Genomic DNA, 20,950 nt, shown 5'->3' on the forward strand with positions numbered 1-20,950 from the left:
TTTCAATATCCTGGTTTAGGCTGACTTGTGGATAAATTACGTACAAACCAAGAACATTGATTTGCGCCCGAGCCGCGCCTAGGCTGCCCCCATGAAGAGCATCGCCGAACAGATCTGGGAGATGAAATACCGCCTGCACAAGGCGGACGGGACGCCTGCCGACCTGACGTTGGCGGACAGCTGGGCGCGCGTCGCCACCGCGCTGGCCGAGGTCGAGGCGCCGGAAATGCGCGAGGCCTGGGCCGCGCGCTTCCGCGAGGCGATGGCCGGGTTTCGCTTCCTGCCGGCCGGCCGCATCCTCGCCGGCGCCGGGACGGGGCGCGACGTGACGCTCTTCAACTGCTTCGTGATGGGCGAAATCCCCGACACGATGGAAGGCATTTTCGAGAACCTGAAGGAAGCCGCGCTGACCATGCAGCAGGGCGGCGGCATCGGCTACGACTTCTCGACGCTGCGCCCGAAAGGCGCGCCGGTGCTCGGCGTCGGCGCGGACGCGTCCGGCCCCCTGTCCTTCATGGATGTGTGGGATGCGATGTGCCGCACCATCATGTCGGCGGGCGCGCGGCGCGGCGCGATGATGGCGACGATGGCTTGCGACCATCCGGACATCGAGGCCTTCATCGACGCCAAGCGCGAGCCCGGACGCCTGACCATGTTCAATCTTTCGGTGCTGGTCAGCGATGCCTTCATGGCGGCCGTGAAGGCGGATGCCGACTGGAATCTCGCCTTCGGCGGCACGGTCTACAAGACGCTGAAGGCGCGCGCGCTGTGGGACAAGATCACCGCCGCGACCTTTGCCTGGGCCGAACCCGGCGTCATTTTCATCGACCGCATCAATGCGCGCAACAATCTCTACTACGCCGAGACGATCCACGCGACCAACCCATGCGGCGAGCAGCCGCTGCCGCCCTACGGCGCCTGCCTGCTCGGTTCGATCAATCTCGCCGCGCTGGTGAAGGCGCCCTTTACCGACAAGGCGCGCATCGACGAGGTGGAGCTTGCCGATCTGGTGCATGTGGCCGTGCGCGCGATGGACAATGTGGTCGACGTGTCGCGATTCCCGCTGCCCGGGCAGCGCCACGAGGCGCAGGCCAAACGCCGCATCGGCCTTGGCGTGACGGGGCTCGCCGACGCCCTCATCATGTGCCGCGCGCGCTACGGCTCGGAGGCATCGCTGAAGCTGATCCGGACCTGGATGAAAGCGCTGTCGCGCGCCGCCTATCTCGCTTCGGTCGACATCGCGAAGGAAAAAGGCCCCTTCCCGCTTTTCGTCGCCGACGCCTATCTCGCCGGCGAGACCGTTTCAACGCTCGACAAGGATGTGCGCGACGCCATCGCAAAACACGGCATCCGCAACGCGCTCGTTACCTCGATCGCGCCGACCGGCACGATTTCGCTTTTCGCCGGCAACGTCTCGTCGGGCATCGAGCCGGTCTTCGCTTACAGCTACACGCGAAAAGTGCTGCTGCCCGACGGCACACGGCGCGAGGAACGCGTCGAGGACTATGCGGTCGAAAAATTCCACGAGATTTTCGGCGCCGAGACGGCGCTGCCGGATTATTTCGTCAACGCGCAGGAACTGGCACCCGCCGACCACATCGCCGTGCAGGCTGCTGTGCAGGACTTTATCGACAGCTCGATCTCGAAGACGATCAATGTGCCCGCCGATATTTCCTTCGATGCGTTCAAGGATATCTACACGACCGCCTATGAGATGGGCCTGAAAGGCTGCACGACCTATCGCCCGAGCGATGTGCGCGGCTCGGTTCTGGCGCTCGACGAAGCGCCGAAGCCCGAGACAACGGAAGCCGCGCAACCGGCGCTGCCGCTTGCCGCGCCCGCCGCGCATGAAATCTACGAGAAGGACGGCGTCGTCTATATGTCGAAGCCGCTGGAGCGCGAAACGGTACTGCCGGGCTTCACCTACAAGCTGCAATGGCCCGAAAGCGACCACGCGATCTACATTACGATCAACGACATATTGCAGGATGGCAGGCGGCGTCCTTTCGAGATTTTCATCAACTCGAAGAACATGGAGCACTACGCCTGGACGGTGGCGCTGACGCGCATGATCTCGGCCGTCTTCCGCCGCGGCGGCGACGTGACCTTCGTGGTCGAGGAATTGAAAGCCGTGTTCGATCCGCGCGGCGGCTCATGGATGAAGGGCCGCTATGTGCCGAGCTTGCTTGCCGCCATCGGCGAGGTGATCGAGCAGCACATGATCGACACCGGCTTCATTGCGGCGAAGGACGGCCGGCCGGTAACGGAAGCCCTGCGCGCGGTGGCCGGCGAGCGCCCGCCGAGCGAAGGCGGCGACCCGACGGTGACACGGCTCAAGGGCTGCCCGCGCTGCGGCGAGCGCGGCATGGTGCGGCAGGAAGGCTGCGAAACCTGCACCGCCTGCGGCTTCTCGAAATGCAGTTGAGACGCGTGTGACGATGCGCGGTTTCATCCATCACATCGACCTGACGGTGAAGGACCCCTGGGCATCCGCCTGGTTCTACGACGCGGTGCTCGGCTACATGGGCTATCGCCGCCTGCGCGAAGATGAGCGCGGCTTCGACTGGGAGCATACGGAGGCGCCCGACCGGCTGCCGAGTATCGGCATCTTCAAGGCCGAAGGGCCGAACGCCGCCCGCATCCATGACCGCTATTCGCCGGGCCTGCACCACGTCGCCTGGATCGCCGAAAGCCGCGACGATGTCGACCGGCTGCATGCGTTGCTGATCGAAATCGGCGCGACCGTTCTCGATCCGCCCGCCGACTACCCCGAATATGGCGACGGCTACTACGCCGTGATGTTCGCCGATCCCGACGGGTTGAAACTCGAACTCGTCTACGAGCCGCGCGACAAGCCCGGCCTTTCGCATATCTGATGCCGGCACCGCTCCTCATTTCCAACGCCGATGCGCGGCGGCTCTTTCTCGAACGCCACGCGCTGAGCATGGCGGCATCTCCCGATTTCTGCGCCGACCGCACGCTCGCGCTGGTGAAGCATCTGGGCTTTGTGCAGCTCGATTCGATCAATACGGTCGAGCGCGCCCATCATCTGATCCTCTTTTCGCGCGCGCCCGGATACAGCCGCGACCACCTCGCCGACCTTCATCACGAACGCCGCGATCTTTTCGAGCACTGGACGCATGACGCCTCGCTGATCCCGATGGAATTCTACCCGCATTGGCGGCATCGCTTCGCCGCCGCGAAGGCGAAGCTCGCGGACAATCCGCGCTGGCAGGAGCGCATCGGCGCCGACGGCGCGAATGTCATCCGCAAGGTGCGCACCCGCATCCGCCGCGACGGGCCCGCAATGGCGCGCGACTTCGAGGACAAGGGCAAGGGATCATGGTGGGGCTGGGGCCCATCAAAGACCGCGCTCGAAACGCTGTGGCGTACCGGCGAGCTTGCCATCGCGCGGCGCGAAGGCTTCGAGAAAGTCTACGACCTCGCCGAACGCGTGATCCCCGACGACATTCGCCGCGAGCGGCCGAGCCTCACGGCCTCGACCGATTTTCTCTGCCGTGAGGCATTGGCACGGCTCGGGTTCGCGACGCCGCAGGAGATTGCCGCCTTCTGGCGCCTGATGCCGATCGAGCGCGTCAGGGCATGGGCCGCACAGGCGCTGAAACGGGGCGCTGTCATCGAAGTCGCAATCGAGGATGTGGAAGGCGCGACCCGCAAGGCCCTCGCCCTGCCCGACATCGAGGCGCATATCGCCGAGGCGCCGGAACCGCCCGCAACACTGCGCTTCCTCTCGCCCTTCGATCCGGCGATCCGCGACCGCGCGCGCGCAGCGCGGCTCTTCGGCTTCGATTACCGCATCGAGGTCTTCGTGCCCGAAAAGAAACGCCGCTACGGCTACTACGTTCTGCCGTTGCTCGAGGGCGACCGCTTCATCGGCCGCGCCGACGTGAAGGCGCATCGCGCCGAGGGAAGACTGGAAGTAAAGGGTTTCTGGAGCGAGCCCGGCATCAAGCTGACGAAGGCCCGCGAAGCCGGCATCCGCCGCGCCCTGACGGGGCTCGCACGCTTCACCGGGACGCCGGAGATCGATGCAGACGCTGCTCTACGGCGCGCCAGAGCCGGCTGAGCTGCGCGTCGGGCACGCCGGCCTCATCGAGATGGCGCACCGTGCTTTCCAGATAATCGGGATTCTTGCCCGAGCGCCCCTCGCCCTCGGCGATCAGCCGCACCTGCGCCTCGAACGGCAAGCGCCCGGCATATTGCGCATGGGCGCGGTCGACGACGAAGCAAAGGGCAGCGACCTTCCCGCCGCCGGCAAGCTCGACCGTTTTCACCACATCCTTGTAGACCAGCGTCACCTGTTCGCGCGCCTGCAAGTAACGGCGCGTCTCCTCGGCCCGTGCGGCAGCGACGCGGAAGGCAACGCCCCGGCAGGCGCCGCCGGCGTCGAGCCCGAAGACGAGGCCGGGCTTCTCGGGCGTCCCGCGATGAACATGGCTGTAGACGCAGAAAGCCCGGTGATAACCGTGCAACAATGCCGGGTGTTTCTCTTCATGCTCGAAGCCCGGCCGCCACATCAGCGACCCGTATCCAAAGACCCACAAATCCTGCATGCTGGCGGCACTCCATCGCGCGGCCACACTCTAGAAGCAAGATGACAGAACCGACAACCGACATGGGCCCGTCCCGGCCCCGCCGCTGGCACATTTTCGCGCCGACAATCGCCATCGTGATCGCGGTCGCAATCTATGCTGTCTACTGGACCGCCGTCTCGCGCGAGATACGGGCGGCGCTCGAGGGCTTCGCGTCGACCCCCGAACGCGGCCTTGTTGTCGGCTGGCATGAGTTGTCGATGGGCGGCTTCCCCTACCGCATCGAGGCACGCTTTGCAGCGCCCGAAGCCGGCGCGCCGGCGGCACCGGAGGCATGGGCCTGGAAGGGCGAGGCCGCCGAAATCGCGCTGATGCCGCATAATCTTCGCCACATCATCGTCAATCTCCGCGGCGCGCAGGAACTGCGCTATCGCGACCTGTCGACGGCACGGCCAATCGAAAACGTGTTGAGCTGGACGATGAAAGGCGCCTGGGCGAGCTATGTCGACATAGACAACGCCGCTTTCGGCCGCCTTGCCGTCGACATCGAGAATGTCGAGGCACAACATGTCCGGGGCGTCGTCGCGGCGGTCGATCGCGTCGATGCGGCCCGTTTGCAACTTCACACACGCCCGGCCGCCGACACGGCGAGCGACGCCACCGGCTACGACATCGCACTCCGGGGCGACGAGATCGCGCTCGGTCTGGGGCAGCACATACCGGTCCTCGGGCATCGGATTGAAAAAATCATGGCGCAGGCGCGCGCCCGCAATCTGCCCCACATTGAGCGTGTCAGCGCCGTCGAGCTGCTCGAACGCTGGCGCAACGCGGACGGCGCATTGTCGATTTCGGACCTCGTTGTGAAATGGGGCCCGCTCGACATGACGGCCTTCGGCGAACTGACGCTCGATGCCGCAAACCGCCCCGAGGGGCGCTTCGATGCCGAGATCGCCGATTTCGAGGGCCTTATCGACGCGATGGTGCGCGACGGGCTGGTGCGCGAGCGCGACGCGCGCATTGCGCTGGCCGGGCTGGTGCTCGTTTCACAGTTTCAGGGAAGCGAACCGGGACGTGTTCGTGTGCCGATCAGCATGACCGGCGGCAAGCTCTATCTCGGCCCACTCGCGGTCGCGCAATTGTCGCCGCTCTACTGACCGCCCTTGCCGTCCGGCTTGGCATGGGTCGGATTGCGGCCGAAATTCGGCATCGGCGAATCCTGCCCCGCATCGATGATCGAGCGGCGAATGGCGCGGGTGCGCGTGAAGAGATCGAACAGCACATCGCCGTCGCCCCAGCGGATCGCCCGTTGCAACGCCGTCAGATCCTCGGAGAAACGCGCCAGCATCTCGAGGATCGGTTCCTTGTTGTTGAGGCAGACGTCGCGCCACATCGTCGGATCGGACGCGGCCAGACGCGTGAAGTCGCGAAAACCCGAAGCGGAATACTTGATGACTTCCGATTGCGTCACCGTTTCGAGATCGCTCGCGGTGCCGACGATGTTGTAGGCGATGATATGCGGCAGGTGGCTGACGATCGCCAGCACGAGATCGTGATGCCGAGGCTCCATGATGTCGACATTCGATCCGCAAGCGGTCCAGAACGCGGTCAGCTTTTCGACAGCTTGCGGGTCCGTGCCCGGCACCGGCGTCAGAATGCACCAGCGGCCGTCGAAAAGTTCGGCAAAGCCCGCATCGGGCCCTGACTCTTCCGTTCCCGCAATCGGATGACCGGGAATGAAATGCACGCCGTCTGGAATATGCGGTCCGACATCACGCAGGACCGCAACCTTGACCGATCCGACATCGGTGACGATGGCGCCTTTCTTGAGCACGTGTTCGATGCCGCCGGCAATTTCAGCCAGCGCCCCGACCGGCGTACAGATGATAACGAGATCGGCATCCGCGGCGGCGGCCGCCGCCGTCTCATGCGCGCTGTCGATGAAACCGATTTCGAGCGCCCGCGCGCGCGTCGCGGCCGAACGCGCATAGCCGGAAACATGACCGGCAAGACCCCGCCGCTTCATGGCATGACCGAGCGAACCGCCGATGAGCCCGAGCCCGATCAGCGCCACGCGGTTGAAATGGGGTTCGGCACTCATGCCGCACCTCCCTTGCGGCGTATGAAATCACCAAGCGCGGCGACAACCAGCCGGTTTGCCTCTTCGGTGCCGACGGAAAGGCGCAGATGGTTGGGCAGGCCGTAAGCCGCCATCTGGCGCAGGATGAGACCGCGCTGCATCAAAAAAGTATCGGCATCGACGGCGCGGCGGCCCGGCTCATCCGGGAATCCGATCAACAGAAAATTCGCGACGCTCGGCGCGACGTCGAGGCCGAGCTTGCCGATCTCCTCCGTCAGCCAGGCGAGCCATGTGTCGTTATGGGCGCGCGCCATATCGACATGGCCCGTGTCGCGCATCGCGGCGATGCCGGCTTTCATGGCCGGAACCGATACATTGAACGGTCCGCGGATACGATTGATCACATCGGCGACATGCGCCGGCGCATACATCCAGCCGAGCCGGAGCGCGGCGAGGCCGTATATCTTCGAGAAGGTGCGCGTCATCACGACGTTTTCCGACGTCGCGACAAGCTCGATCCCCGCCTCGTAGTCGTTGCGGCTCACATATTCGCTATAGGCCGCGTCGACGACGAAGAGAATGTCGGGCCGCAATCCGGCATGGAGACGGCGCATCTCGTCGGCGGGCAGGTAGCTGCCTGTCGGATTATTCGGATTGGCCAGAAAGATCATCTTCGTCTTCGGCGTAACCGCCGCAAGAATTGCATCGACATCGGTGCGAAGGGCTTTTTCCTTCACCTGTATGCAGGTCGCCCCGGCCGCCTTTGTGATGATCGGGTAGACGAGAAAACCGTGTTCGCTCGCAATCGCCTCATCGCCCTCGCCGAGATAGGCCTGCGCCAGCAAATGCAGCAACTCATCGGAACCGGCACCGCATACGATCCGCTCTGCATTGAGCCCGTAACGTGCGGCAATCACGGCGCGCAATTCGTCGGCGCCGCCATCGGGATAAAGCGCCATGCTCTCGGCGGCGGACAGAAAGGCTTCGCGCGCGCGCGGGCTCGCGCCCAGCGGCGTTTCGTTTGCCGACAGCTTGAAGACCTTTGCGGCGCCGGTCGCGCCGGCGCGGCCGCCGACATAAGGTTCGATTTCGAGAATGCCCTTCTGGGGCGTCGGGCGTGTCATGGTCGCCTCACTCGCCATCCGTTTCGCGGCGCAACGGATTGGCGTAGCCGCCGATGATGCGCGCTTCGGCAACCCCGCCCTCGGACAGCGCGGCGAGCCGCGGATCGTCTTCGCCGACAAATCCGCTGACCGCGAGAAGATTGGCATAAGCCTTCGCGCCATCGGCGACCCGCGCCTGGCCGATGCGTACGCCATCGAGGCCGGCGGCCTTTGCCAGCGCCACGGCGCGCGCCTCGCTGACGCTCTCGCTCGTCAACAAAGTCAGCAGGCTTGTGTCGTCGCCCGTCGCCTCGAAATCCGCTTGCGCCACCACATAGGCGCGCAATTCGTCTTCGTCGCGCACCACCTCGATGAAAGGCAGGCGGGCAACGACGCGCAGGCCGAGCTGGCCGTTGACCGCCAGCGCCGTCCACCAGTCGCCGCCCGGATAGCCGCCGGGTTCGGGCAGAATGCCGACCGCCGAACGGTCGTTTCCGAGCCGCCGCAACATGTCGCGCGCGGTCTCGTGCAATTCCATCGGCGTCGACGATCCGTAATAGCTTCGCGCGAGATCCCAGTTGCCGAGCGCATCACCGCCCTCGCCGCCGAAAACCTCGACCCGGAACGGACCTTGAATGCGCGTCATGGCGGCGATGATCTCGCGCCAAAGCCGGAAGACGACGCGAAGCGGCAAATCGCCCCTATGCCTCGCCGCCAGCCGGCGCAGAACCTCCGCCTCGCGGCCGGGCCGGAACGCGATGAAACTGCCCGCACCGGCCGCGCTCGCCTCGCGCGCCTTGGCTTTCGCGACCTCGACGACCAGTTCCGTCCGCTTCATCAGCAGGTCGTGAACGGCGTCATCGATTGCGTCGATCTCCTTGCGGACATCGGCAAGCGCTTTCTCAGGGCTGGTCGTCTCGGTCGTCATGCGCGTCTCTCGGCGGGGAGGCCCCCTCGCGGCGGGCCCCTCTCCCCGGTCCGCAAGAGCGGTATTCATACGAGCCAAACCCCCTAAAATCAAAGAAAACATTGACATTTTGGGGGGTGCATCTCTAGCTATGCACCCTCGCCTGAAGGGGTCCAAGGAGGCTTCCGGCAGGCAAAAAGGACCGGCGCAGGGGCGCGATGAACACGATTGACAGGGCTGGGGACGAGGAGCGTCCGGACGACGGCGGCAGGGTCGGGGCGCAGAGCGCCACCGCGACTTTCGGCGCCGGCGAGCCGCTCGCGCTCGATTCCGGCATCAGCCTGAGCCCGTTCACCGTCGCCTACGAGACCTATGGCACCCTCAATGCCGACAAGTCGAATGTGATCCTGATCTGCCACGCCCTGACGCTCGACCAATACGCGGCGAGTGCCCATCCGGTCACCGGCAAGGCGGGCTGGTGGCCCTTCATGGTCGGTCCGGGACGGCCCATCGACACCGACCGCTTTTTCGTGATTTGCCCCAACGTCGTCGGCGGTTGCATGGGCACCACCGGCCCGCGCGACATCGACCCCGCGACGGGCCGGCCCTACGGCCTCGAATTTCCGGTCATTACGATCGGCGACATGGTGCGCGCCCAGGCGATGCTGCTCGACCGGCTCGGCATCGGCGACATCTTCTGCGTTGTCGGCGGCTCGATGGGCGGAATGCAGGTGCTGCAATGGGCGGCCGCCTATCCCGACCGCGTTTTTTCAGCCATCCCGATTGCGACGGCAGCGCGCCACTCGGCGCAGAACATCGCCTTCCATGAGGTCGGTCGCCAGGCGATCATGGCCGACCCGGAGTGGAAGCAGGGCGCCTATCTGATCGAAGGCACGACCCCCGCCAAGGGGCTCGCGGTCGCGCGCATGGCTGCGCACATCACCTATCTCTCGGAAACGGCGCTGCACCGCAAATTCGGCCGCAACCTGCAAGACCGCGACACCGTGACCTACGGTTTCGACGCGGACTTCCAGATCGAATCCTATCTGCGCCATCAGGGTTCGACCTTCGTCGACCGCTTCGACGCCAACTCCTATCTCTATCTGACGCGCGCGATGGACTATTTCGACCTAGCCGACGATTTCGGCGGCGTGCTGGCAAATGCCTTCCGCAACACCAAGGCACGTTTCTGCGTCGTCTCCTTCACCAGCGACTGGTTGTTCCCGACATCGGACAGCCGCCAGATCGTGCATGCACTGAACGCGGTCGCGGCAAATGTGAGCTTTGTCGAAATCAGGACCGACAAGGGCCACGACGCCTTCCTGCTGGACGAGCCGGAAATGTTCGCGACATTGCGCGGCTTCGTCGACAGCGCCGCCCGGACAAGGGGGCTCGGCGCATGAGCCACGGCAACGGCTATTCGACGGGCCGCGTTGACCTCGACCTGATTGCCCAGATGATCGCACCCGGCAGCCGCGTACTCGATGTCGGCTGTGGCGACGGAGAATTGCTGGAATTGCTGACGCGCAAGAAGAACGTCGACGGACGCGGCGTCGAGCTGAGTCAGGAAGGTGTCAACGCCTGCGTGGCGCGCGGACTATCGGTCGTTCAGGGCGATGCCGACACCGACCTTGCGGATTATCCGGACGATGCGTTCGACTATGTGATTCTCAGCCAGACGATCCAGGCCACACGCAATCCGCGGGAAGTGCTGCGCGCGATGAAGCGCATCGGCCGCCATGTCGTCGTCTCGTTCCCGAATTTCGGACATTGGCGGGTCAGGCTGCAGCTCCTTTTCAGCGGCCGCATGCCCGAAACGCCGTCGCTCGGACATTCATGGTACGACACGCCCAACATTCACCTGTGCACGCTGCTCGATTTCACGTCGCTTTGCGACGAGCTGGGCCTTGCGATCGAGGACGCGGTGATCGTGACCGGCGACACGGCGCGGCGCGTGTCGCGGCCGGGGGCCATTGCCAACCTGCTGGCGGGAGACGCCGTCTTCCTGCTGTCGCGCCACGACGCACGCGCGCTCTAGCTCTCGTCGAAGCTGCGTACGGATCGCGCCGGCGCCGGAAGCGGCGCAAGCGCCCGAACGCGCTGCGCGACCTTTTGCGAGACGGGCAAGGGCGTGGCTGCATAAATCTGCTTGGTCGCCTCGACCAGAATGACGCCCGAAAAGCGCGGCCAGAGCATGTGACCGACCCGCTCCCAGGCGCCCGCCGACCGCAGCAGCGGACGCCAGTCGAAAGGCGGCGCAAAAAGCGCAACCTCCCATGTCGACGGGCTGAACATGGATTCACGCAGCAACTGCGTCAGCTGACCGCGCGAAAAAGGCTGTCCATGACCGAACGGCGTCGCCTCGCGCCGCGCCCAGAGGCCCCGCCTGTTGGGCACGACAATCAACAGGCGTCCGCCCGGCGCCAACACGCGCCAGATTTGCCGCAGCATGACGCGCAGCGCCTCGCTGGCCTCAAGTCCGTGCACAACCAGAACACGATCCATGCTCTCGTCCTCAAGCGGCAATTCGCGCTCGTCGACAAGACCGCTCAGGCATTTTCCCTCCGACGGCCAGTGCAGCACGCCCTGCCGCGCAGGCATAAGACCGATGACACGCTGCGCCTTGGCCGCGAACGGACCGAGATAAGGCGTCGCAAAGCCAAGGCCGAGCACATTGAGCCCGGTCACATCCGGCCACACCGCCTGAATGCGGCGGCCGATATGCTGGCGTGCAACGCGGCCGAGGCGGCGTCCGTAAAAATCCCGGAGATCGATGACATCCATGGGCATGGGCGCAAGTCTAGCAGATTTCGTGCATTTCCGGCGAAGGGTTCACCCCGGGCCCCGATCGCACTAGGTTAGATGTAACGACGCAACCCGGCACCAAGGCGGAACGCGCGCTTCGACGCCGCCCGACGAACCAATGCGAGGAAGCAATATGACCGGCCTCCAGATCCATCAGATCCCTTGTCTGAGCGACAATTACGGATATCTGGTGCATGAACCGTCCTCCGGCGCCACCGCGTCGATCGACACGCCCGAAGTCGAGCCGATCCTGAAGGCACTCGCCGACAGGGGCTGGAAGCTGACGCACATCCTGAATACCCATCATCATTTCGACCACGCCGGCGGGAATGCCGCGTTGAAGGAGAAAACCGGCTGCATGGTGATCGGTCCGCGGGGCGAGAAGGACCTGATCCCCGGCATCGATCGCGCCGTCGGCGAAGGCGACATCGTCGAACTCGGCGCGGCGAAGGCCCGCGTCATCGACGTTCCGGGCCACACGCGTGGCCATATCGCCTACAGCTTTGCCGACGACAAGGTGGCTTTTGTCGGCGACACATTGTTTGCGCTTGGTTGCGGACGCCTGTTCGAGGGAACGCCGCAACAGATGTGGACCTCGCTCAACAAGCTGATGGCGCTGCCTGACGACACGACGGTCTATTGCGCGCATGAATACACACAGTCGAACGCGCGCTTCGCGCTCAGCGTCGAGCCGCAGAATGCCGCGCTTGTCGCCCGTGCGCGGGAAATCGACGAAAAACGTGCCCGCGGCGAATGGACGGTCCCAACGACCATCGGTCTCGAAAAGGCGACCAACCCCTTCCTGCGCGCGGCGAGCCCCGATCTGCGCCTGACCGTCGGCATGCAGAGCGCTTCGGATGTCGAGGTCTTTGCCGAGACACGCAAGCGCAAGGACAATTTCTGAAATGTCTTCGGCCGATGCGAAGATGACGGCCGACGAGATCATCTCGCTGCTCTGCCTCGAACCGCACCCCGAAGGCGGATATTTCGTCGAGACTTTTCGCGATGCCGCCGGCAGCGGTCGCGCCCGTTCGACGGCCATCTACTATCTGTTGAAGGCCGGCGAACGCTCGCATTGGCATCGCGTCGATGCCGCCGAAATCTGGCACTGGCATGCGGGCGGGCCCTTGTCGCTCTCGATCAGCGCCGACGGCAAGATGCACGAAACATGGATACTCGGCCCCGATCTCGCGGGCGGTCAGCGGCCTCAACTGGTGGTTCCGAAAGGTCACTGGCAGGCGGCGGAGCCGCAAGGCGATTTCACCCTTGTCGGCTGCACCGTCGCGCCCGGCTTCGAGTTCTCGGGCTTTGAAATGGCGCCGCCAGGCTGGAGCCCGCGCCGTTAACGCTGATCTCTTTTGCCCGGCCTGTGGCCCGTTTGCGCTGGCCGGCAGCGCGGCCTGCGCTAGAATTTGCCGGGGGCATGCGAAGGCAGGGGCATCGGCGTGGGACGCATTTCGACACTGGCGGGAATTGTGGTTGTGGCGCTGTTCGCCGCCACCGCTGCATATGCAAACGAAAATACCTGCCCGGGCGATCCCGGCTATGCCGCGGAGACCCGCGTCGTAACGGTGCCGACGACCGGCGGGCCCGCCTATGGCAACATGCAATATCCGCAGACCGTGCCGCTGGGCCCGAAGGAAGTGGTCCTGACCTTCGACGATGGACCGGACCCCGAAAGCACCCTGCGCATTCTCGATACGCTGGATCGTCACTGCGTCAAGGCGACCTTCTTCATGGTCGGTTACTACGCCGCGAGGCATCCCGAAATCGTGCGCGAGGTCGCCGCGCGCGGTCACATCATCGGCACGCATACATGGCTTCACCCCAATAGTCTGCGCAGCTACTCGCTTGCCCAGGCGCAACGCGAAATCCGCCGCGGCTTCGAAGCCGTTGAAGCCGCGCTCGCGAGTGCACCCGCGGAAGACCGTCAGCGCCTCGCGCCCTTTTTCCGCTTTCCGGGCCTCAACGACAGCGCCGCGCTCATTCGCTGGCTCGGCGAACGGCATGTGGCGACATTTTCCTGCGAGTTCGGCGCCGATGACTGGAAGCCGATCGGCTCGGCCGAAGTCCGCCGCCGCGCCATCCGCAACATCGCCTCGGTCGGGCGCGGCATCCTGATCCTGCACGACACCAAGCCGCGCACCGCCGACATGCTGTCATCCTTCATCGTGACGATGCGCGAGCAGGGCTACAGCTTCGTCCAGCTCGCGCCGGAGCCGGAAAGCCGCATCCGCGCCGCCGCCGTTTCGGATGCACTGATCGGCGCCGTGGAACCGCTGGCGGTTGCCGATATTCGGCCAGCAACCGCTGTCGCGGAACCTTCGCTTGAGCCCGATGCGGCACTTCACTAGGATTTCGAGGTGATGAAAAGAAATACATCGCAATCGATAACGCGCCGCACGGCGTTGACGCTGACGGCCGGTGCCGGTGCGCTGCTCGCCGCGCCGTCGATCCTGCGCGCCGATGCGCCGCACAAGCGGGTGCTCAACCTGCAGAGCCTCAATTCCGGCGAGAAACTCAACATCGTCTATTGGGCGGATGGCGACTACCTGCCGGACGCAATCATGCGCGTCGACTGGTTCATGCGCGACCTGCGCGAGAACAAGGCGGCACCGACCGATCCGCGCCTGCTCGATCTTCTCCACGACATCGACGCCAACACGCGCTCGAAAAACCCGATCTACACCATGTCGGGCTACCGCACCGAACGCACCAACGCCTGGCTCGATGCGCGCGGCAACGGCGTCGACCCCGGCAGCTTCCATATGCGCGGCATGGCGATCGACATCACGCAGGATTTTCACGACCCGGAGGAAGTCTACCGCGTGGCGAAAAAGCTCGGTCGCGGCGGCGCCGGCTTCTATCCAACAAAAACGCCTTACGCGCATGTCGATGTCGGGCCCGTCGACGCTTGGGTCTATCCGGCGCCGGGCCGGCCGGGCCGCGACGAGGAATATGACCGGTTGCGGGCCGAGGCCGAAACGCAGACAGGCTGAAAACGAAAATGCCCCGGAAATCGTCCGGGGCATTTTCACCGGCACGTCAGACCCGATCTATCCCGCAATAAATTGCGCGCCATTGGCCGTGATCGTCGCGCCGGTGACGAAGCTCGCTTTTTCGTCGGCGAGGAACGTCACGCAATGGGCGATTTCCTCCGCCTTACCGAGACGGCCGACCGGGATCGTGGCAATGATGCCGTCGAGCACTTTTTCGGGCACGGCGGCCACCATGTCGGTGTCGATATAGCCGGGCGCGATGCAATTGACCGTGATGCCCTTCCGCGCCACTTCCTGCGCCAGCGCCTTGGTGAAGCCGATGACGCCAGCCTTGGCGGCCGAATAGTTCGTCTGGCCCATCTGGCCTTTCTGGCCGTTGATCGACGAGATATTGACGATGCGGCCGAAACCGCGATCCCGCATACCGGCGATCAGCGGCTGGCACATGTTGAACATCGAATCGAGATCGACGCTGATGACTTCGCGCCATTGCGCCGGCGTCATCTTGTGCAACATGCCGTCGCGCGTGATGCCGGCATTGTTGACCAGCACATCGACCGGCCCGAGCGCCGCCTCGACCTCGGCAATGCCTTTCACGCAAGCCTCGTAGTCGCCGACATTCCATTTGAACGCCTTGATGCCGGTTTCCTTCGTGAAGGCGGCGGCCGCTTCGTCGTTTCCGGCATAATTGGCCGCGACCTCATAGCCGGCCGCCTTCAGCGCCAGCGAAATGGCATGACCGATGCCCCGCGTACCGCCCGTGACCAGCGCAACTTTTGTCATCGTTTCAGATCCTTGTCGTCATAACAGATCGAATTCCGGCCCGGGCGCCCGGGCGTTAGTCGCGCGCAATACACATGGCAATGCCCATGCCGCCGCCGATGCAGAGCGTCGCAAGACCCTTCTTGGCGTCCCGCTTTTCCATCTCATGCAGCAGCGTCACCAGCACACGCGCGCCCGATGCACCGATCGGATGGCCGATGGCGATGGCGCCGCCATTGACGTTGACCTTGGAAACATCCCAACCGAGGTCCTTGTTGACAGCCAGCGCCTGCGCGGCAAACGCCTCATTGGCCTCCACGAGATCGAGATCGTCGGGCGACCAGCCGGCCTGCTTCAGCGCCGCACGCGAGGCCGGGATCGGGCCCGTGCCCATCACCGCCGGATCGACGCCGGCATGCGCCCAGGAGACGATCCGCCCCATCACTTTGCGGCCTTCCTTCTTCGCGCGCTCGGCGCTCATCAGCACCACCGCCGCCGCGCCGTCATTGATGCCGGAGGCGTTCGCCGCCGTCACCGACCCGCCCTCTTTCTGGAATGCCGGCTTCAGCCCCTTGATACCCTCGAGCGTGACGCCGGACTTGATGTATTCATCGGTGTCGACAATCGTGTCGCCCTTGCGTGTCTTGATCGTGACAGGCGCGATCTCGTCCTTGAACTTTCCGGCCTTCTGCGCGGCTTCGGCCTTGTTCTGCGAGGCGACCGCAAAGGCATCCTGTTCCTCGCGCGTGATCTGCCAGCGCGCGGCGACATTCTCGGCCGTCTGCCCCATGTGGTAGCCGTTGAACGCATCCCACAGCCCGTCCTTGATCATCGTATCGGCAAAATCGAGCGCGCCCATCTTCTGCCCGGCCCGCAAATAGGCCGAGTGATGCGCCTGGCTCATGCTCTCCTGCCCGCCGGCGACCACGATCTCGCTGTCGCCATTGACGATCGCCTGAAAGCCGAGCGCGACGGCACGCAGGCCCGAACCGCAGAGCTGGTTGACGCTCCAGGCCGGCACTTCGACCGGCAGCCCGGCATTGATCGCGGCCTGACGGGCGGGGTTCTGCCCCTGACCGGCCTGCAGGATCTGGCCCAGAATGACTTCGGAAATCTGTGCCTTGTCGACGCCGGCGCGCTCGATCGCCGCGGCGACGGCGATGCGGCCAAGCTCATGGGCCGGCAAGCCGGACAAAGAGCCGTTAAACGCGCCGACGGGCGTACGCGCCGCGCCGACAATCACCACCTCGGTACCGGATTTGCTCATCATTGGCTCCCTGAACCCCTGCCGGAAAAACGACCGGGAAAAATAATAGGCCTCCGATCCGCCGCCGCCACAGGGCAGCTTGCCTGCCGCGGCCGGATCGCCGATTTCTTTGCATCGCAATGCGGGGCTTGCGCAGCGCAACAATACCGCGTCACAATGCCGAATGACAGGGGGTCAGGGGCCCCGGCGGCGCCCAACGGCGGCCGTCCGGGATAAAAACAGCCCCGGCGCAACAACACCTAAGCGAGAGAGTGGAAACCGTGGCCAAAAAGACATCATCCACGGACGATGACGTCATCGTCATCAAGAAATACGCAAACCGGCGCCTCTACAACACCGCGACATCGAGCTATGTGACGCTCGAGCATCTTTGCGAAATGGTGAAGCAGAGCAAGGAGTTCGTGGTTCGCGACGCCAAGACCGGCGAAGACATCACCCGCTCGGTGCTGACCCAGATCATTTTCGAGGAGGAAGGCAAGGGCCAGAACCTTCTGCCGATCAATTTTTTGCGTCAGTTGATCCGCTTCTACGGCGACAGCCTGCAGAGCTTCATTCCCTCCTACCTTGAAATGAGCATGAACAGCTTTTCAAAGGAGCAGGAGAAGCTGCGCAACCGTGTCGTCGGCGTTCTGGGCGGCCGCGAGCGGCTCGGCCAGTTCGAGGACCAGATTCGCCAGAACCTCGAAGTCTTCGACAATGCAATGCGCATGTTCTCGCCCTTCGGACGCGGCGGCTCAAATGCCGAACGCGAGGCGAAGGAGCCGTCCAAGTCGGAAAAGCCGGGAGAAAAAGCTGGCGCGCGCGAAGGCGAACTCGACGAACTGAAACGTCAAATCGCGCTCATGCAGGCGCAGCTCGAAGCCTTGTCGAAGAAATAACGCCCGAGCCCCGCGCGGCCGGCAGAGCCAACGCCGGCTCACCCAGATAGAAGCCCTGCAAATATTCGACGCCGAGATTGCGCAGCATCTCGACCTCCTCTGCATTGCTGACCCATTCGGCGACCGTCGGCAGGTTGAAGTTGTGCGCCAGGTCGACCAGCGTGCGCACGAAGAACTGGTTGTCGCGATTGTTCACCAGGTCGATCACATAGGAGCCGTCGATCTTGACCAGATCGACATCCAGCGTCTTGAGATTGCGGAACGAAGTGTAACCGGCGCCGAAATCGTCGATGGCGATCTGGCAGCCGAGATCGCGGAACCCGCCAACGAATTCGGTCAGTTCCCCGATCTCGTGGATCGCCACCGTCTCGGTAATCTCGATGACCAGACGCTCGGCAAATCCGGGGGCCGCATGAAGATGCGCAGCAAGCGTATCGCGCCACAACCTGTCGCCAATGGTCCGGCCCGAAATATTGAGCGACAGCTTGACGTCGCCGCGCTCGCGCAACGTATCGACCGCCAGTTCCATCACCCGATAGTCGAGCAACCCGATCAGCCCGAGCTTCTCCGCCACCGGAACGAAATGCCCCGCCGGAACGATGGTGCCGTCGGGCCGCTCCATCCGCACAAGACATTCATGCAACGCAGGCTCGCCGGTGCGGGCATCGACGATCGGCTGATAGGCGATGCGGATGCGCCGGTCGTTGAGCGCGGTGATGAGTTCGTCGGCAACGTTGATGTTGCGCAGCCGGGTTTTTTCGCGCTCGCGTGACGGCGCGTAAATGACGTGCGAATTGCGCAGCTTCTGCTTGGCCGACACAAGCGCCTCTTCGGCGCGCGCCAGCGCCTGGTCGACACTGGACGCGTGCCCCGGAAGCGCGATCGAACCGGCTGACACGGTGACGGCGACCGGCCCGCGCGCCGTGACGACCACACGGTCGCGCACCTCGGCGAGAAGCCTTTCGCAAACGTCGCTGAGGCGTTCTTCACTGCAATTGTTGAGGACAAGGCCGAACTTGTTGCCGGCATAGCGCCCGAGCGAGTCGCCGCGCCGGGCAAGGCCGGTCAACCGCTCGCCGATGCAGACGATCACCTCGTCGGCGACGTCGAAGCCGAATGCGTCGTTGATGAGCGCCAGATTGTCGACCGCGAGCAGAAGGAAGGCAGAATTCTGGCGGCCGCGCTGCGCCGCGATCAGCGCCTCGCCAAGCGCCTCTTTCAACCGCACACGATTGAGCAGACCTGTCAGCTCATCATAGGTCGAAAGACGCACCAGCAGCGCTTCGCGGTTGTGGCGCTCGTCGATCGCCCGCATGACGCCAATGGCATGCGCCGGCGTTCCATCTTCGCCGGCAAACCAGCGGCCGCGATCTTCGATCCAGCGCATCCCGCCGAAATCGTCGCGAATCTGATATTCGAGTTCGTAGGGAACGCCCTGGCCGGCATCGCCTTCGCGCGAAAGGCAGATGCGCTCGTAGCGGCTCGGGCCTTCAAGCGCGATCCGCGACGTGAAGTCGCGATGCGTCGCAATCGCCGATATATCGGAAATTCCGAAAAGCACACCGACGCCCGGACCCCAATCGATCCGGTCATCGTCGATCGACCAGCGATAGGCGGCATCGCCCACCGCCGTCACGGCACCTCTCAGCAGATCGTCCGTTTGCGCTTCATAGCCGTTGAAGCCCGACGTCCCACCGACTCTGCGCGCATCCTGCGTCTTCGAGTCCACAACACCACTCCCGCCGCACCCAATTGCCCGGACATCCCGGGCATCGTCGCCGTTTCCCGATAGCGCCCTTCTGGACGTCCGGAACAGCCGATAATCGCGCAGCGGCGGTTAAGATTTCGAGAAGCGTTTTAACAACTAAAGCTTTAATTATATTGGTTAATTCGACGATTTTGTATCGTTTCGGTGCGCCCGCGCCTCCCGCCGGCGCGAATCTCGTGGCAGACTTCTTGCTGCATCGTTGATGAGCTGCAAACCGCAAAAGTGCAGCCAGCAACAAGACAGCCTGTGGGAAAGCAAGACGGCGGATGACGAAGATCGAGCGCATGGCGAATTCGCAGACGACGCTGCCTGCGCCGCGAAGGCAGGTGGATACGGCAGCGCGTTCTCGAACTGTCGAACCGGTGCGTTCACCGGACGCCCGCGCGCCGCGCCAGTCTCATGCCGCGCTCGGCCGGCTGCCGCTCGGCACGACACGGCCCGTTGCGGGTTTTCTCGCGCAATATGTCGACCAGCACTGGCACTGGCCTTACTCGCCGTCCCGCAAACAGGAAAAGCGCCAACGCGCCGCGACGGCCTATATCGACGCCGACACGCTGCCCGACCTCCTGGTCGAGGCCCTGCGCCTGCCGAGGCTTGAACGCAAACTCTGAGCTTCAGTTTCCCCGCGTTGCCAGAACGAGCGATTGCAGATCGGCAATCGCGCGTTCGATGCGCGTCAGCCGCGCATCGATGTCGGCCAGCCGGCTGGCGAGCGCCGCATCGCCGGCCGGCGGTTGAGAAGGCGACGGCGTTGCGACGCCGGCCCTGTTGACGATTTCGGCGGCCGGCGCGCTGAGCAAGCGCGCCAGCATCGCCACCTGATTGGGTGTGACCTCGCGCTGATCCTTCCAGATTTCATCGACTTCCGGTCGCGAAAGCCCGAGCGCTGCGGCCACGTCGTCGCGCGTCAGGCCGGTTGCCTGCAATCGGTCGTCGAACCATTGCTGATCGAAGAAAAGCGCCATCGCCGGTATTCCGCCTCAGCGTCCCTTGAATTCGGGCGCGCGTTTTTCGAGAAAACTGCGCACGCCCTCGCGATGATCTTCCGTTTCGAACAATCGCCCAAGCGTTGCGCTGACCCAGCTGCCGATCTCGCGTAGATCGCCATAGGAGGTGCGGCGCAGACCGTCTTTCATATAGCGAAGCGCAAGCGGCGCGTTGACCGCGATGCGACCCGCAAGCGCCAGCGCACTCTCCATCAGCTTCTCATGCGGCACCACCTCGCTGACAAGCCCGATGCGCAGCGCCTCGCTTGCGTCGATGACGTCACCGGTGAAGAGGAGCTCGGCTGCCTTGGCCGGACCGACAATCGCCGGCAGCCGCCACAAGCCGCCGACATCGGAGATCAGCCCGCGCTTGATGAATATCTCGCCGAACCTTGCCTGTTCCGATGCGATGCGGATGTCGGCGAATAGCGTCAGCTCCATACCCCAGCCGACGGCCGCACCATTGACGGCGGCAATCACCGGACGGTCGCATTCAAGCGCCGCAACGGCGGCCGGCGTCGGCTCGGGCCGAACGGCCGTCAGCCGCGCGACGCTCTTGTCGCGCTGCTCGCCCGTCATCATCTCCTTGACGTCCTCGCCGGAACAGAAGGCCGGATCGGCGCCCGTGACGACGACGCAGCGCACATCCGGATCGGCCGAGGCCGCCCGAAAGGCCGCCTCCACCTCGTCATAGGCGCGCCGATTGAGCGCATTGCGCCGTTCCGGGCGGTTGATCGTGACGATCGCAACATGATCGCGAACTTCGTAGAGAACGCAGGTGAAATCCGCCGGTAAAATCCGTTCCGCCTTCGCCATCCTGTCCTCCCGTGCCTCGTTATATGCGC

General features: G+C 64.3%; 22 protein-coding genes. 12 read left to right on the forward strand and 10 right to left on the reverse strand.

Annotated elements, in window-relative coordinates; genetic code table 11:
- The first annotated feature begins 91 nt into the window (after positions 1-91).
- The 3 genes from KF719_RS08505 to KF719_RS08515 are packed head-to-tail and all read left to right on the forward strand — an operon-like array spanning position 92 to position 4,087.
- A complete protein-coding gene (locus KF719_RS08505; protein ID WP_293508287.1) occupies positions 92-2,425 on the forward strand; it encodes an adenosylcobalamin-dependent ribonucleoside-diphosphate reductase in 2,334 nt (777 codons plus the stop codon).
- A 13-nt stretch (positions 2,426-2,438) separates the two neighbouring features.
- The gene (locus KF719_RS08510; protein ID WP_293510613.1) at positions 2,439-2,876 is read left to right on the forward strand and encodes a VOC family protein; all 438 of its coding nucleotides are present in this window, start codon (positions 2,439-2,441) and stop codon (positions 2,874-2,876) included.
- On the forward strand, positions 2,876-4,087 hold the full coding sequence (locus tag KF719_RS08515) for a crosslink repair DNA glycosylase YcaQ family protein (protein WP_293508288.1): 1,212 nt from the start codon (positions 2,876-2,878) through the stop codon (positions 4,085-4,087). Before KF719_RS08510 ends, KF719_RS08515 begins: the two co-directional genes overlap by 1 nt.
- Here the strand turns inward: KF719_RS08515 and KF719_RS08520 are convergent.
- Positions 4,029-4,574 carry a gamma-glutamylcyclotransferase gene (locus KF719_RS08520; protein WP_293508289.1) on the reverse strand — a complete coding sequence of 182 codons (546 nt, stop codon included), beginning with the start codon at positions 4,572-4,574 and terminating at the stop codon, positions 4,029-4,031. The genes KF719_RS08515 and KF719_RS08520 overlap by 59 nt on opposite strands.
- A gap of 41 nt (positions 4,575-4,615) precedes the next feature.
- On the opposite strand from KF719_RS08520, the gene KF719_RS08525 reads away from it, so the two are divergent.
- Positions 4,616-5,707, forward strand: coding sequence for a DUF2125 domain-containing protein (locus KF719_RS08525; protein ID WP_293508290.1), 1,092 nt, complete (start codon positions 4,616-4,618; stop codon positions 5,705-5,707).
- Here KF719_RS08525 and KF719_RS08530 read toward each other — a convergent pair.
- From KF719_RS08530 to KF719_RS08540, 3 genes are read right to left on the reverse strand one after another with little or no spacing between them, the layout of a single operon-like run.
- Positions 5,701-6,651 carry a prephenate/arogenate dehydrogenase family protein gene (locus KF719_RS08530; RefSeq protein ID WP_293508291.1) on the reverse strand — a complete coding sequence of 317 codons (951 nt, stop codon included), beginning with the start codon at positions 6,649-6,651 and terminating at the stop codon, positions 5,701-5,703. The two genes, KF719_RS08525 and KF719_RS08530, sit on opposite strands and share 7 nt — an antisense overlap.
- On the reverse strand, positions 6,648-7,754 hold the full coding sequence (hisC, locus tag KF719_RS08535) for a histidinol-phosphate transaminase (RefSeq protein ID WP_293508292.1): 1,107 nt from the start codon (positions 7,752-7,754) through the stop codon (positions 6,648-6,650). The genes KF719_RS08530 and hisC overlap by 4 nt, the downstream gene beginning before the upstream one ends.
- A 7-nt stretch (positions 7,755-7,761) precedes the next feature.
- Positions 7,762-8,661 carry a chorismate mutase gene (locus KF719_RS08540; RefSeq protein WP_293508293.1) on the reverse strand — a complete coding sequence of 300 codons (900 nt, stop codon included), beginning with the start codon at positions 8,659-8,661 and terminating at the stop codon, positions 7,762-7,764.
- A 197-nt stretch (positions 8,662-8,858) separates the two neighbouring features.
- Between KF719_RS08540 and KF719_RS08545 the strand changes: the two genes are divergently transcribed.
- Both KF719_RS08545 and metW read left to right on the forward strand, forming a co-directional pair.
- Positions 8,859-10,043: a homoserine O-acetyltransferase gene (locus tag KF719_RS08545; protein WP_293508294.1), complete on the forward strand. Its 1,185-nt coding sequence runs from the start codon at positions 8,859-8,861 to the stop codon at positions 10,041-10,043.
- The gene (metW, locus tag KF719_RS08550) at positions 10,040-10,678 is read left to right on the forward strand and encodes a methionine biosynthesis protein MetW (protein WP_293508295.1); all 639 of its coding nucleotides are present in this window, start codon (positions 10,040-10,042) and stop codon (positions 10,676-10,678) included. Before KF719_RS08545 ends, metW begins: the two co-directional genes overlap by 4 nt.
- Here metW and KF719_RS08555 read toward each other — a convergent pair.
- Complete coding sequence (locus tag KF719_RS08555) at positions 10,675-11,430, reverse strand: class I SAM-dependent methyltransferase (protein ID WP_293508296.1); 756 nt, start codon at positions 11,428-11,430, stop codon at positions 10,675-10,677. The two genes, metW and KF719_RS08555, sit on opposite strands and share 4 nt — an antisense overlap.
- A gap of 148 nt (positions 11,431-11,578) precedes the next feature.
- On the opposite strand from KF719_RS08555, the gene gloB reads away from it, so the two are divergent.
- The 4 genes from gloB to KF719_RS08575 all read left to right on the forward strand — a co-directional run bounded on the left by gloB (position 11,579) and on the right by KF719_RS08575 (position 14,444).
- Positions 11,579-12,349: a hydroxyacylglutathione hydrolase gene (gloB, locus tag KF719_RS08560; protein WP_293508297.1), complete on the forward strand. Its 771-nt coding sequence runs from the start codon at positions 11,579-11,581 to the stop codon at positions 12,347-12,349.
- 22 nt (positions 12,350-12,371) lie between these two features.
- Positions 12,372-12,791 carry a cupin domain-containing protein gene (locus tag KF719_RS08565; RefSeq protein ID WP_293510615.1) on the forward strand — a complete coding sequence of 140 codons (420 nt, stop codon included), beginning with the start codon at positions 12,372-12,374 and terminating at the stop codon, positions 12,789-12,791.
- Positions 12,792-12,890: 99 nt separating this feature from the next.
- Positions 12,891-13,799: a polysaccharide deacetylase family protein gene (locus KF719_RS08570; RefSeq protein WP_293508298.1), complete on the forward strand. Its 909-nt coding sequence runs from the start codon at positions 12,891-12,893 to the stop codon at positions 13,797-13,799.
- Between the two features lie 12 nt (positions 13,800-13,811).
- Positions 13,812-14,444: a DUF882 domain-containing protein gene (locus KF719_RS08575; RefSeq protein WP_293508299.1), complete on the forward strand. Its 633-nt coding sequence runs from the start codon at positions 13,812-13,814 to the stop codon at positions 14,442-14,444.
- A 57-nt stretch (positions 14,445-14,501) separates the two neighbouring features.
- On the opposite strand, the gene phbB is transcribed toward KF719_RS08575, so the two are convergent.
- Both phbB and KF719_RS08585 read right to left on the reverse strand, forming a co-directional pair.
- The gene (phbB, locus tag KF719_RS08580; RefSeq protein ID WP_293508300.1) at positions 14,502-15,227 is read right to left on the reverse strand and encodes an acetoacetyl-CoA reductase; all 726 of its coding nucleotides are present in this window, start codon (positions 15,225-15,227) and stop codon (positions 14,502-14,504) included.
- Between the two features lie 55 nt (positions 15,228-15,282).
- Positions 15,283-16,473: an acetyl-CoA C-acetyltransferase gene (locus KF719_RS08585; protein WP_293508301.1), complete on the reverse strand. Its 1,191-nt coding sequence runs from the start codon at positions 16,471-16,473 to the stop codon at positions 15,283-15,285.
- A gap of 260 nt (positions 16,474-16,733) precedes the next feature.
- Between KF719_RS08585 and phaR the strand changes: the two genes are divergently transcribed.
- A complete protein-coding gene (gene phaR, locus KF719_RS08590; RefSeq protein WP_293508302.1) occupies positions 16,734-17,351 on the forward strand; it encodes a polyhydroxyalkanoate synthesis repressor PhaR in 618 nt (205 codons plus the stop codon).
- Here phaR and KF719_RS08595 read toward each other — a convergent pair.
- A complete protein-coding gene (locus KF719_RS08595) occupies positions 17,314-19,080 on the reverse strand; it encodes a GGDEF and EAL domain-containing protein (protein WP_293508303.1) in 1,767 nt (588 codons plus the stop codon). The two genes, phaR and KF719_RS08595, sit on opposite strands and share 38 nt — an antisense overlap.
- Before the next feature lie 305 nt (positions 19,081-19,385).
- On the opposite strand from KF719_RS08595, the gene KF719_RS08600 reads away from it, so the two are divergent.
- Entirely contained in the window at positions 19,386-19,730 is a 345-nt protein-coding gene (locus KF719_RS08600; RefSeq protein WP_293508304.1) for a hypothetical protein, read from the forward strand.
- 3 nt (positions 19,731-19,733) lie between these two features.
- Here the strand turns inward: KF719_RS08600 and KF719_RS08605 are convergent, their stop codons facing one another.
- Together KF719_RS08605 and KF719_RS08610 are read right to left on the reverse strand one after the other, a co-directional pair.
- Complete coding sequence (locus tag KF719_RS08605; protein ID WP_293508305.1) at positions 19,734-20,084, reverse strand: helix-turn-helix transcriptional regulator; 351 nt, start codon at positions 20,082-20,084, stop codon at positions 19,734-19,736.
- Between the two features lie 15 nt (positions 20,085-20,099).
- Complete coding sequence (locus KF719_RS08610; RefSeq protein ID WP_293508306.1) at positions 20,100-20,921, reverse strand: enoyl-CoA hydratase-related protein; 822 nt, start codon at positions 20,919-20,921, stop codon at positions 20,100-20,102.
- Between the last annotated feature and the right edge of the window lie 29 nt (positions 20,922-20,950).

The sequence above is a fragment of the Parvibaculum sp. genome (assembly GCF_019635935.1).
In the GTDB taxonomy this organism is placed as follows: Bacteria; Pseudomonadota; Alphaproteobacteria; order Parvibaculales; family Parvibaculaceae; genus Parvibaculum.